This window comes from Ohtaekwangia sp. (assembly GCF_036568665.1).
GTDB lineage: Bacteria > Bacteroidota > Bacteroidia > Cytophagales > Cyclobacteriaceae > Ohtaekwangia.
In genome coordinates this window covers 1-14,168 of the sequence record NZ_DATCSD010000162.1, presented here as the reverse complement: position 1 = coordinate 14,168, position 14,168 = coordinate 1, and the positions used below count along the sequence as shown (strand labels likewise).

The following is a 14,168-nucleotide window of genomic DNA, read 5'->3' as shown; positions in this document are numbered from 1 at the left end:
CCATATCCGATAATTGCTATGGTTTCATTCTTCATTACTTCCAATGCTTTTTCCATCGGGAACTCTTCGCGCGTTACTACTTCTTCTATGGTTCCTCCGAAATTAATCTTTGCCATTTTTATTGTGTTTAAGTTTTTACGTTTTATGTATTTGCGTTTGGTTGTCGGTAATTTATACCGCTTGTTCGTTGTGTTTAGCACTCAGTTCACAGTATAGATCGCTGCCTGCATAATATATAGCATGCTCTACTTCGATCAGTTTTTCTACCTGTTGTTTTACTTTTTCAATCATGTCTTCGGTGGTGAAGAGTAATAATACTGCTACACCTCTGCGAAAATCATCTTCTGCTTCGTGGGCGATGAGCCGTTTTATCCGAACTCTTCTTCGGTTCAGAATATTCACGATCCGGTTCAAAACCGAAAAGTTATTATCTGAATGTATTTCTAATGTGAAGTCCTGTTTCATAAATAATTGCTAGTTACTGGCTGCAAGCCACTAGTGGTGTGAAGTGTGATTGTACATGTCCGCGATTTAGCAGGGAGGTGCTTCGAGTAATACATCGGCTACTCCGGCTCCTGCTGGCACCATCGGGAAGACGTTGTCTTCTTTACCTACTACTACTTCAAGGAAGTAAGAGGTCTTTGAATCAAGCATCTCCTGTAAAGCGCTTTGCAGATCTTCACGTGCTTCTACTTTGCGCGCCTTGATATTATAGGCACCGGCCAGTTTGATAAAGTCAGGGTTCGTCATCTCGGTAAACGAGTAACGCTTGCCATGGAACAACTGCTGCCACTGACGTACCATGCCGAGGAAGCTGTTGTTGAGTACCATGATTTTTACCGGGATCTCATACTGCATAATGGTTCCGAGCTCTTGCACCGTCATCTGGTAGCCACCATCGCCTATCACAGCGATAACCTGGTTCTGCGGCATAGCCAGTTTAGCCCCGAGCGCAGCAGGTAAAGCAAAGCCCATTGTACCTGCTCCACCTGACGTAACGTTGGTTCTCGGATTTTTATATTTATAGTAACGTGATGTTACCATCTGATGCTGGCCTACATCGGTTACTACAATTGCTTCACCTTTCGATAATGTGGAGAGATTGCTGATCACCTCACCCATCGTAATTTTTTCAGAAGGATTACACTCACGATGAATGACTTTGTTATACTCAATGTCATTGAGTTTGTGGAAGCTGTCAACCCACTCGGTATGTTTGCCGGGATTACATTTCTGTATCAATGCTTCCAATGCTTCTTTTGCATCGGCATGTATAAAGGCTTCGGTCTTGATGATCTTGTCGATCTCCGCCTTGTCAATATCGATGTGTACTACTTTCGCCTGCTTCGCATACTTGCTTACGTTGCCTGTAACACGATCGTCAAAGCGCATACCTATACCGATCAATACATCACACTCATTGGTGTTAACGTTCGGACCATAGTTACCATGCATACCCAAATAGCCAACATAGTTCGGGTGATCGGTGGGGAAAGCTCCCAGGCCAAGCAACGTACAGGCTACTGGTATACCAGTCTTTTCAGAAAAAGCGATCAACTCCTTGGTAGCGCCTGACAATAATATACCTTGTCCGGCCAATATATAGGGGCGCTTCGCTCCATTGATCAGCTCGGCTGCTTTTTCAACCTGCGATGGCTGCAGCACAGGCTTCGGTTTATAGGTACGGATGTGTTCGCATTTTTTATACTCGAACTCATCGATCATTTCATTCTGTGCATTCTTGGTAATGTCGATCAGCACAGGACCGGGTCTGCCAGTCTTTGCTATATAGAAAGCCTTTGCTACAGCCGGTGCTATATCTTTTGCTTCTGCTACCTGCACATTCCATTTTGTTACCGGCAAGGTTGTGTTGATCACATCGGTTTCCTGGAAAGCATCTGTTCCCAACAGGTGTGCGAACACCTGCCCCGTGATACATACCAATGGCGTTGAGTCGATGCATGCATCTGCCAGACCTGTTACCAGGTTTGTGGCGCCTGGCCCTGACGTTGCAAACACTACTCCTGTTCTGCCAGATACGCGTGCAAAACCTTGCGCTGCATGTATAGCTCCTTGCTCGTGACGAACCAGTATATGATTCAGTTTGTCGGAATAACTATAGAGTGCATCGTATACCGGCATGATAGCGCCACCCGGATAGCCGAAAATTATATCGACACCTTCTGCAACGAGGGAATTCAACAAGGCTTCCGAGCCGGAAATCTTTTTCTTCTGTTGTGCTTCCTTTTCAGCAGCAGGTTTAGTCTTCGTCAGTAACGCATCCATCAGCAGCAGTTTTTACTTGTTTGGCATACTTCAATAAAATTCCATTCTTGGCATTCAGTCCTGGCTTTGTCCAGGCTGCTCTACGTTTGGCTATCGTCTGGTCATCTACCAACAGGTTGATGGTATGTTTCTGAACATCGATCTCAATCAGGTCATTCTCTTCTACGAGCGCTATATTTCCACCTTCATACGCTTCCGGTGTAACGTGACCTATAACAAATCCGTGTGAACCTCCGGAGAAACGTCCATCGGTAATCATCGCTACAGATTTACCGAGACCCGCACCCATAATAGCTGAAGTAGGCTTTAACATCTCCGGCATACCGGGTGCTCCTTTCGGACCAACATAGCGGATCACCACTACATCTCCGGCTTTTACACGACCGCTTTGTATACCATTTACTAATTCAAATTCTCCATTGAATACACGAGCAGGTCCTTTGAACTTCTCGCCTTCTTTACCCGTGATCTTTGCTACTGAACCTTTCTCTGCGAGATTACCATAGAGTATCTGCAAGTGTGCAGTAGGCTTCAGTGGTTTTTCGATCGGGTATATAACATCCTGTTTGGCAAAGTCGAGCGAAGGAGCATCCTTCACATTTTCGGCAAGTGTTTTACCCGTTACGGTTACACAATCGCCATGGAGAAAACCTTTTTCCAACAGATATTTCATGACAGAAGGAACACCACCAATTTTGTGCAGTGCATCCATCAGATATTTACCGCTGGGTTTAAAGTCTGCAAGCAGTGGAGTCTTGTCTGATATACGCTGGAAATCTTCCTGTGTGATCTTTACATTTACCGATTTCGCCATGGCGATAAGGTGAAGCACAGCATTGGTTGAACCACCCAGTGCCATCACTACGGTAATAGCATTCTCAAATGCTTTAAAGGTCATGATGTCGCGTGGCTTCAGATCAAGCGACAGTAAATTTCTGATCGCTTTACCCGATGCTATACATTCCGTTCTCTTATCATCGCTCACCGCAGGATTGGATGATGAATATGGTAATGACATACCCAGTGCTTCAATAGCAGAAGCCATTGTATTAGCAGTATACATACCACCACATGCACCGGCACCCGGACATGAGTTCTTTACTATACCTTTAAAATCTTCCGGAGAAAGATTGCCCGCCATTTTTTGTCCCAGCGCTTCAAAAGCTGAGATGATGTTGAGCTCTTGTCCTTTCCAGTGACCACCCGCTATAGTTCCGCCATATACCATGATCGCAGGACGATTCAATCTTCCCATCGCAATCAATGCCCCCGGCATATTCTTATCACATCCTACTACAGCAATCAGTCCGTCATAGTATTGCGCGCCACATACCGCTTCGATCGAATCAGCAATGATCTCACGGCTTACCAGCGAATAACGCATACCCTCTGTACCGTTACTCATGCCATCACTTACGCCAATTGTATTGAAGATCAATCCTACCAGGTCGTTATCCCATACAGCCGTTTTTACATCTTGTGCAAGATCGTTCAGGTGCATGTTGCAGGTGTTGCCATCATATCCTGTACTTACAATTCCTACCTGTGCTTTCTGCATGTCGTCATCGGTAAGACCGATTCCGTATAGCATGGCTTGTGCAGCAGGCAAGGTTGGGTCTTGCGTCAATGTCTTGCTGTACTTATTTAATTCTTTGCTCACGTTATTGGTTAATGATTAAGTTTAAAAAATTCTTCCCTTCGTATTCTTGCTTTGATTTTTATCTCGCGGATAAAGGAAGTATCCCGAAGGATACTCCGCTTTTTCCACGGACATCTGGTTGTTTAGATGATGACGTAACTGAATGATTTCTCGAGTACCTGACATTTATAGGCCTCTTGCACAGTAGCACCCAGGCTATCGTACCAGGGTTTGCCAAAAGGCTTTGCATCGATGGATTCAATGCCTACGATCTCAGCAGCCGTACCACACAGAAAGGCACTGTCGGCAGTCTCGAGTTCTTCTACTTTTATTTGTTTTTCTTTTACCGGTATATCCAGCTCACGACAAATGTTGATGACTGTTTGACGTGTTATACCGGGGAGTATATGTCCCAGTGAAGGAGTATATAACACACCGTTCTTTTCCATGAAGAAATTTGCACCGGGTGCTTCCGCGATGTTGCCTTCCATGTCAAGCATCAGGGCTTCATCGTATCCTCTTACTTTTGCTTCGCTTGTTGCCAGGATTGAGTTTACATAATGACCGGTAACTTTTGCCTCCATTTTGAGTGAGTTGGGGTTGGGACGCTGGTAGGATGAGATACACATCTTCAGTTGCTTCTCTCCATGATATTTATCCCACTCCCACGTACACATCATCAGATATACCTCATCGGTATGTGTTAACTGCATATTGGGGCCGCAGTATACCAGTGGTCGTATATAGGCATCGCCCATATCATTCTTCTCCAGTAATTGATAGGCGATCTGTACAAGTTCTTCTGTTTCGTAATTGAAAGGGATACCAACCAGTGCACAACTTTTTTTCAGACGCTCGAAGTGTTCATACGCTTTAAAGATCTTTACTCCGTTCATGGTCTGATAGGCACGGATCCCTTCGAACGCGCCAAATCCATAGTGTAGCGATTGACTATACAGATCAGTGTGTGCATCAACAGCCTTTATGAACTTGCCATTCAGGAATAAGATCGTGTCTTTCGTGTAGTACATATTTACAACTGTTAGTTTGTAATTTCTTATATAAAACAAAACCGCCCCGAGGCTATCGGGGCGGTCTGTGATGTTCTGTTTAAAATATTAAATCACTATCGCCCCTGCGGGTTTGACAAGTAGAATGTTCACGATAATGACAAGCACAGTAAGTCTGTTCAACTCCGTAGAGTTTAACAAGCGTTCGGTGATTCTTTGATTTTTCATCATAAAATTCTGTGCGAGTACAATTGTCACAAATAATCGCGTACCGTTCAAGTGAAACGAGAAAAATATTTGAAAATTCCGCTAAAAACGAATGTTAGCTACTGCTTACAGGTGTTTGTACGCTTACCGTTTTAAGGTAAATTCTACCGACTTTGTATAGGTATCAACGACACTTCCTGCTTCATTTTTGTCTACTTACGAGCCCGCCAATGATGAGTAGTATATATATACCGGTATATTTCATTTTATTGTTACAAATATTTTAGAACCCTGTATATCGCGAGTAGTTTCCAGCCCGAACTGTTGCAGATATGTTTGTAAGCCTGCAAAGAATTTGGTAAGACGAATCGGTTTACCTTCCTGATCTTTTACAGGAACACGCATTTCATCCACTATCAATTTCGTTTCTGCCAAACCATTTATCTTATATACTTGCTTAAAGGCATTGCTCTGTATCCAGTCTTCCAATGCTTCAGCCAGTTCTATTTTAGAAGTACCTACACGTGAATACATCGTATAGCGGGAATTGAAATCAAAAGTAATATTCATCGATACAGGTCTTCCCTGCTGAAGTGCCTGCTGGTAATTTTCCTGAATGACCGCAATAAACTCCGGTGTGCATGCATTCACGGCACGCAGTGTAAGTCGGGAGAAATCATCGGTATAAAATTTCTGTGAGTAACCTGTTCGGTTAGCCAGATTCTTTCCGGTGGATGCATCATATCCGGTAATCAATACAGTAGCCGCGTTACCATTACTGCTATACTTGCGTATGGCCAATACTTCAACCAGTATATCGGCTGCATACGCCTCCAGTAATTCCTGTCTCGGTGATACTTTATTTTCGCGTTCAAATGCTCTGTCGGAAGCTGTCTGCTTTTCTTTCACTGCTATATCTATTGTTCTGAATCCCTGCGACTCAAAGAGTTCTTTTACTTTCTGAATAGCAACCTGAACATCAGCTTCATCCTTACTGGTAGAGTCACGGTTAGCTATAACCATGATAGTGGGCGCTACGGAAGGAGTTACCTGTGCTTGTGCAGCTATATTGAGTATACCCAGAAAAAGAAACGAGATAAACGCCAGCGTATAATTACGATACATAATAAAACAAATTTAATTCAGAGCACGACATAACAGTTTTGCCCCCTGTTGCAATGCCGTATAAACAGCTTCATTGCCTTTGGTTACTTTACATTGCGCAAACAACGGCCCCTCTACGTCTTCTACTTTTGCCTCGCCAATGCGTTCGTAACGTTGAAGTTTTTTACCATCAACTTCTTCTTCCAATATCTGAACAATCTCGAAAGGTACTTTAGGATAAATCATTTCTGTTATACCATACGCGTACGTTGAAGCCAAACCCCGAGCAGTACCACCAGCGATCAATATCTTTTGTGCTTTGGCCGATTTCGCCTCGGTGATCTGAATTACTTCCAGCAACTCGCCTTTCAATACCATGTGATTAACACGACTTACAAACGAATTCAATGCCATTTGCAAAGAAGATGTTGCGTCTGTCATGTGCGGCAATTGCATGTGATGATCGATCTGATTGCTCTCGATAAATTCATCCTTCACCACGGCACCGGTTTCCAGATCAATAAGCTTGACACCGATTTTCATCGTAGAGTAATATCCATTCTTGACAACATCGAAGCTTCCTGTATTCTTGTGATAGGCTGTACCGAATGTATATATATGCCCTGTCAATAAATAATCGGCTGCAATAGTTTTATCCTTTCTGATCTTATCGAGGTCCTGTGAAAGATCGGTTACAGACGATTTAGAATAAGCGCTGTGATCTAACAATGTATACTGATGATTTTCCAGGAACGACTCTACAACCATATTCATGGCGAGGTTCTGCTGATGGATGCCCAGTGTATCGATACCAGATGTAAATGGAATAACCGCTATACTCTTGCGCGAGATATTGCTTTCTTCCACCTCGCCTTTCTCAGCAAGTAATATTTCTCCGTTTTTTAATGCTTCCAGTATATCGCGTTTGCCATCTTCAATGGAAGCACTATATTTTGCTCCTTCCAATTTTTCGCGAACAGAAAACTCTCCTACGTTTACCTTGCGCACAGCTTCGCCATTGTTATACGTTTGTTTTATCGCCCTATATATTTTACCTTTTTTACCAATCAAAGGTCTTGAATGAACATCGGTAGTTAATAGTAAAGCCGAACCCCTCTCACCTTCTTTTGCAACCGTAAATTGTATGGGGAAAGCCTGCAGTACCTGTTCGCTGATCACAGTACTGAAATTATTCTGTACATCTGTAGTTGGATTTTTATCCCACGGCTCCTTCTGTGTTATCTCGGAGTCTGATCGTTGAAAATAATTACGTACAGAAATGATCCTGTTACCGGCTGTTTCTATAAATCTAACAGTCCACGATATTTCCGTCAGCTTCATGCTCAGCATCCTGGGTAGCTGTCCGCCTGCCACGGGAGCCGGATCCTTCATTTGATATTCCTTTGTGCGGAAACCATAGATATTAATATATACTTCTATGGATGGATTCGCTTCGGTTACTGTAAAGCGCGAATCGTTTTCAAAAATATTCATCACGGTCTCTTGCGCTGCCCGCTTTACACTCATCGGAATATTTACTCCTGCAGTAACAGGATTAACTCTTACCGTGTATTGCTGAGCGGACGCAGAGAAAATAACAAAATAAAGAATTACAGCGAACCAATAACTGCCACGGGTAACGTATATAAAACTCATAGTGATATTTTAGAATATAGTCTGATACTATCCACCAGATTTTTATTGATCTCTTTTAAACCGTATGTAACAGTAACGATGCAAAAATTTTCATTTTCAATTTTCGTTACTTTTCCTTTCCCAACCTGCACATGTCGCTCAACAGTTTTCCCTTCCATAATCTCTTCTTGCAGAACAACAATCTCCATGATGTCTTTTCGTTGAATACCATCTTTTGCCCCCGCAGCTACCAACAGCAATTTGGATTTTTCAGCGTTCCCTAATTTTCGGAGAACTATAAATTTTGGCTGGGGAAAATACTTATAGATAAAATCCTTTCGGATCTTGTTTACCATAACCATCGATGCAACGGAGGCTGTGCTTCCTGAAGCTTCCTGAAATTGAGCAGAAGAAAAATCAATTATCTGGCTACCTGTCAACTCTCCTGTTGCCACATCAATCAACGACAGTTTTACCGAATAGGCATTCTGTTTTACATAGAAGAAACCAGTAACAAGATACTCAGCACCTATACTTTTGCCTTGTTCAATTACTGTACCATCAATAAACTCTTCTGATTTTTGCAACTCTCTTTCCTGGTGGATCAACTCCCATGAGTTTCTCTCAACAACAGTAAATCTGCCATCGCGCAGAAAAGCGCTCGAAACAAATGTATAGTATTCCTTGAGTTTTCCGCTTGCAGAAAGACCAGCATCTTCACTTGAAAAAGGCAATATAGCAACGGCCCTCTTTCCCGATACAGGCGAAGATATAGCTATCAGTGTCTGACACCATAGTGCAATAACAATATATACAGACTTCATTTAGCCAAAAGTATTCAGAAAAAAGCATGTCTTACACAGTGTGTAAGATTAATACTCTGAATAATCATTCTTCCTGATGAAGTCTGTACAATTCCTTGCTATTGAGGCGTTACTCGTCCTTCAAAACCTTAACCGGATTGGTAAGCGCTGCTTTGATAACATGATAGCTGGTTATGATCCAGGCGGTGATCAATATACTTCCGCCCGCTATAACAAACGGCCATGCCGAGATAGACACGCGATATTGAAATTCCTCCAGCCAATGATGCAGTCCCCAGATACACAAGGGTGTACTTACAACAATGGCAAGCATGATCAGCATGGTATAGTCTTTCACAATCAGCATCCAGATGTTGCCAACGGAGGCTCCTACTACTTTACGTATACCTATTTCTTTGGTGCGCTGCTCTAAAGTATAGATGATCATACCCAATAAACCAAAGCAGGCAATTAATATAGCCAGCGCTGCAAACACAGTGAGTGCATGACCAAATTTCTCTTCTGATTTGAAATTCCGGTCGAATGAATCATCTACAAAATTATATTGGAATGGATTGTTACCGGCAAATTGCTTCCAGTCTTTTTCAACAGATGCGAGCAATGATTTTACAGCGTCCACATCACCCGGTGTTACACGCATTACAGCAAATTGTTGCCCTACAGAAAATACTTCACCGTTAATATGAAATATAGCCATGGGCTGTATAACCTGGTTAAGTGACCAGTAATTGAAATCGCGTACTACACCAATTACTTCAAATTGTCCGCGACCGGTATAGCTGATCTTCTTTCCCAGTATTTGCTCATCTACATTCCATCCCAGTGCACGCGCTGCGGTTTCATTCAGGATCACGCGATCTTTATCTCCTGGTATATCTTTTGAAAATTGTCTGCCAACCTTCAATTCCAATCCAAGTGTTGATACAAACTCCTCATCCGCCTTCAGGTAATTGATGGGAGTAACTTTACCACCCGAGCCTTCTGCACTGAACTGATCGCCATCATAAATATAGGGTGGCACGGCACTACACCACGAAGCTTTCTGCACGCCTTTTATATTTTCCAACGCATTTAAGAATGTCTCTTTATCATTAACCCACTCTACGCGGTTTACTACTAACAGATTTTCGCGATCAAAGCCTATATCTTTCTGCGCTAAAAATCTGATCTGCTGAAACACTACGATCGTACAAACGATCAATATCATCGAGATAACAAATTGAAAGGTTACCAGGCCATTGCGTATAGCCTTACCTTGTGTGCCGGTGCGCACTTTCCCTTTCATCGCCTCTACCGGAGAAAATTTACTCAGAAATATAGCGGGGTAACTTCCGGAGAGCAGACTCATCACTACAATCAATGCCAGTAAAATCCAGAGTACACTTTGATCCTGCAGTAAATTCAAATGCAGATCATTGCCGGTAAGTACATTGAAGAATGGTAATAATATCTGGATCAGGCCAAAACCTACCAGTGCTGCCAGGCAACAGAACATAAATGCCTCTGAGAAGAAATGCAATGCCAGTTGAAGTTTATCGGAGCCCATGATCTTGCGCAGACTCGATTCTTTTATTCTGCGGGTATACTGTGCCGTGGAAAGATTCATAAAGTTGATACACGACAACAAAATGATCAGCACTTCCACGCCCATCAAAGTATATACCGTGGTGATGTTACCGGTGCTGTTCAACCGGTTATATACATTGGTAGAATGCAAATGAATAGAAGTGAACGGCTGCACAAACAGGTTCCATTCTTTTCCACTTTTGATATAGTCATCGAACGACTGGTTCATGGCGCGCTGCAATGTACCTTCGGCATATTTACGGGGCAGTGGAGCAAGTTTGGATTCCAATGCTGCAACTGAAGCGCGTTCATCGAGCAATACAAATGTTTCGAAGGTTGTCCATAACCAAAGGTCATTCGAGCGCATTACAGCCGGGAAGCTATTCATCGATATCAGCATATCGAACTGGATATAGGAATTATCCGGAACATCTTTTACTATAGCTGTAACTTCTCCTGTTTGTTTTACACTGTCGGCACCAAATTCAAGAAGTTTACCAATAGCCTCTTCGTTGCCAAAATATTTCCTCGCAGTCGACTCAGTCAGGATCAATGAATGCGGCTTCTTCAGCGCTGTCTTGATATCTCCTTTAACAAGTGGAAAAGTAAATACATCGAAGAAGTTGGAATCAACGGCAAGTATATTTCCTTCATCAAAAGACTTTATGCCGTCATTTCCTTCCGCATAGGTCACCAGAAAATTTCCGGGAGGTTGTATGCGCGTTACTTCTTTTACTTCTGGTATTTCGGCTTTTATAGCGTACGCAACGCCAGGACCAAGCGAAGCAAATTGTTTGTTATCTTTTTCGCCCCAGATAAACGTCTGGTTGATACGATATATATTCTCCGCGTTCTTATGAAAAGTATCGTAACTAAACTCATGCTGCACATAGAGGTATATAAGCAGTGTACTTACAATACCGGCAGTGAGACCAACAAGGTTGATGAATGAGAATAATTTCTGACGTTTGATGTTGCGAAAGAAGAGGAGAAAGTAATATCGGATCATGCTGCTGATAGTTTGATGTTGTTTTAGACAAAGGTCATACCAGCAGCGAAATTACGGCAGAAAAGCATTTTTGGGAAGAGAGAAGCGTCCGGTATCAGGGGATGGCGTTCGATTCCGGATATAATTATTTCCCGCAGATCGCGCGGGCAGACGCAGAAGAAAGGCAAAAAGCTCCCACATATTTCACAGATTTATACAGATGAAGAGGCCCTCTTCTCTGCATAAATCTGTGACTATGAGTAATAAATTTATTCGTCTTTAAGTACGCTTACGGGGTTCATTCGCGCTGCTTTCAATACGTGATAGCTGGTTATACTGATGGCCGCGAGCAACAAACTACCGCCTGCTATTACGAACGACCACGGAGTTAACACTATTCTATAGTTGAAATCTTCGAGCCAGTTGTTAAGGAACCAGATGCAGAACGGTGTGCTCAAGGCAACGGCTGCGAGTATAAGATAAGTATAGTCTTTTACGATCATGATCCATATACTCCATACAGAAGCACCTACTACTTTGCGTATACCAATTTCTTTGGTGCGTTGCTCCAGGGTATAGATGATCATACCCAACAATCCGAAGCAGGCAATCATAATAGCGAGCGATGCAAATACGATCAATGCTTTACCAAATTGCGCTTCGGCTTTAAACGTTTCAGCAAAAGCCTGGTCTACAAATTCATACTGAAAGGGAGCATCACCGGTATATTGTTTCCAGTTCTTCTGCAACGCGCTCATAAATGCGTTCCACGTATCAGCATCGCCCGGCTTGATGCGCAGCGCTATATATTGATGGTCGTTGGAGAATATTGATCCTTCCACATGAAATATACCCAGTGCCTGTATCGGAGCCTGCAACGCCCAGTAGTTAAAATCCTTTACAACGCCCACTACTTCAAACGACTTTCCTTGTCCGGGGTAACTTACTTTTTTACCCAGTACACTTTCATCTACCTTCCAGCCAAATTCTTTTACAGCTGCTTCATTCAGGATCACCCGTTCTTTATCAGCCTGTGTGGCATCCGAGAAGTTTCGTCCTACCACCAGCTTCAGATCGAGTGTTGATAAGTAGTGATCATCCGCTTTTACGTAGTTGAGTGATATCGCTTTGTCGCTGCGTTCTTCTGCCATAAACTGATCGCCATCATAGATACGGGGAGGCGCTGCGGTTGTCCAGGATGCTTCTTCCACGCCTGGTATATTTTCCATGGCATGCAGAAATGTTTTCTTATCGTTTATCCATTCTGCACGATTGACGATTACCAGGTTCTCGCGGTTAAAGCCTATATCTTTACTTGCCAGGTAATGGAGTTGCTGAAATACCACTACTGTAGAAACGATCAGCACCATCGAGATCACAAACTGAAAGGTAACGAGTCCGTTGCGTAAAGTTCTTCCCTGCTTGCCGGTGCGCAGCTTTCCTTTCATCGCTTCTACCGGAGAGAATTTGCTCAGAAATATAGCCGGGTAACTTCCGGAGAGAACGCTCATGAGTATAATTAACACAGCAAGTGCAACGATCACTTCGGGACTGCTGAATAAACGCAAGTGCAGATCATTGCCCGTCATTACATTGAAGTATGGTAACACCAGTTGTGTTATACCCAAGCCGATAGCAGCTGCCAATACACAGAACATTAACGCTTCGGAAAAGAAATGCATGGCCAGTTGCGAGCGGTCTGATCCCAGCACTTTGCGCAGACTCGATTCTTTTATTCTGCGAGTATATTGTGCTGTAGAGAGATTCATAAAGTTGATGCACGACAATAAAATGATAAATGCTTCCACACCCATCAATATATAGAGCGTTGTTATGCTGCCTACATCGTTCAGGCGATTATATACATTGGAAGAGTATAAATGGATGCTGGTAAGTGGCTGCACAAATAATTCCCATTTCTTGCCGTTTTTGGTATAGTCATCGAACGATTGATTCATAACATTCTGCAGGGTAGCCTCTGCATATTTTCTTGGCAGCGCAGGCAGTTTGGAGCTCACCGCTTCTATCGAAGCATGTTCGTCCAGCAACACGTATGTTTCAAAAGTAGTCCAAATCCAGCTCCAGCTTTGCTTCTTTACCCTGGGGAAGCTGCTCATCGACACGAGTATATCAAACTGTATATAGGAATTCTCCGGTGGGTCTTGTACTACACCCGTTACTTCATAAGCCTGCCTGGGCGCAACGGTAGTGCCCCCGTAGTTTGTATCGGTAATGATGTTATCTACTTCCAGTATTTTGCCTACAGCATCTTCTTCACCAAAATAGCGCTTCGCTGTCGACTCTGTTAGCACCACACTGTTGGGATAACGAAGCGATGATTCTACATTACCTTTTAACAATGGGAAAGTAAATACTTTCAGAAAGTTAGAGTCAACCGCAAATATACCTTTCTCATCAAACGACCGCGACTCGTGTTTGGCATTGGTATACGACACCAGGAAATTTCCCGGAGCATGTACGCGTGTTACCTCCTTTACTTCCGGTATCTCGGCTTGCAACGCATAGGCTACACCCGGACCAGTAGAGGAGAACTGATGCTCATCGTTCTCGCCCCAAATAAATGTCTGGTTGATACGAAAGATATGATCGGCATTAGCATGAAAACGATCGTAACTGAATTGATGCTGCACATACAGGTATATTAGCAACGTGCTCACAATACCGGCTGTTAAGCCCAACAGGTTTATAGCCGAGAATAATTTCTGTCGTCTCATATTGCGGACAAACAGAAGAATATAGTATTTAATCATGCGGTGAAGGTTTGCGTCTCTCCTCTCATGACAAAGGTTATACCAGCAGGATTCTATAGCAGAAACGCTGTTTTATGGATAACGATCGTACGATGTGAAAAGGAAAGTGTTCGATTATGGAACTGTTAAACCGTTAAT

Annotated in this window: 9 protein-coding genes and 1 pseudogene; all 10 read right to left on the bottom strand. The window is 43.1% G+C overall.

Annotation, left to right across the window (positions count from 1 at the left end; genetic code table 11):
• Positions 1–116: pseudogene (locus tag VIN08_RS09405) on the bottom strand (ketol-acid reductoisomerase); the annotation flags it as partial.
• A gap of 55 nt (positions 117–171) precedes the next feature.
• Positions 172–465: a hypothetical protein gene (locus tag VIN08_RS09400; RefSeq protein ID WP_331963635.1), complete on the bottom strand. Its 294-nt coding sequence runs from the start codon at positions 463–465 to the stop codon at positions 172–174.
• Positions 466–531: 66 nt separating this feature from the next.
• Positions 532–2,286: a biosynthetic-type acetolactate synthase large subunit gene (gene ilvB, locus VIN08_RS09395; RefSeq protein WP_331963632.1), complete on the bottom strand. Its 1,755-nt coding sequence runs from the start codon at positions 2,284–2,286 to the stop codon at positions 532–534.
• Positions 2,261–3,946, bottom strand: coding sequence for a dihydroxy-acid dehydratase (gene ilvD / locus VIN08_RS09390; RefSeq protein ID WP_331963629.1), 1,686 nt, complete (start codon positions 3,944–3,946; stop codon positions 2,261–2,263). The genes ilvB and ilvD overlap by 26 nt, the downstream gene beginning before the upstream one ends.
• 122 nt (positions 3,947–4,068) lie before the next feature.
• Entirely contained in the window at positions 4,069–4,956 is an 888-nt protein-coding gene (locus tag VIN08_RS09385) for a branched-chain amino acid transaminase (RefSeq protein ID WP_331963626.1), read from the bottom strand.
• Positions 4,957–5,403: 447 nt separating this feature from the next.
• Positions 5,404–6,267: a DUF6175 family protein gene (locus VIN08_RS09380; protein WP_331963623.1), complete on the bottom strand. Its 864-nt coding sequence runs from the start codon at positions 6,265–6,267 to the stop codon at positions 5,404–5,406.
• A gap of 12 nt (positions 6,268–6,279) precedes the next feature.
• Positions 6,280–7,902: a hypothetical protein gene (locus VIN08_RS09375; protein WP_331963620.1), complete on the bottom strand. Its 1,623-nt coding sequence runs from the start codon at positions 7,900–7,902 to the stop codon at positions 6,280–6,282.
• Complete coding sequence (locus VIN08_RS09370) at positions 7,899–8,705, bottom strand: CsgG/HfaB family protein (protein ID WP_331963617.1); 807 nt, start codon at positions 8,703–8,705, stop codon at positions 7,899–7,901. The genes VIN08_RS09375 and VIN08_RS09370 overlap by 4 nt, the downstream gene beginning before the upstream one ends.
• 109 nt (positions 8,706–8,814) lie before the next feature.
• The gene (locus VIN08_RS09365) at positions 8,815–11,280 is read right to left on the bottom strand and encodes an ABC transporter permease (protein ID WP_331963614.1); all 2,466 of its coding nucleotides are present in this window, start codon (positions 11,278–11,280) and stop codon (positions 8,815–8,817) included.
• 248 nt (positions 11,281–11,528) lie between these two features.
• On the bottom strand, positions 11,529–13,994 hold the full coding sequence (locus VIN08_RS09360; RefSeq protein WP_331963611.1) for an ABC transporter permease: 2,466 nt from the start codon (positions 13,992–13,994) through the stop codon (positions 11,529–11,531).
• Positions 13,995–14,168 lie beyond the last annotated feature (174 nt).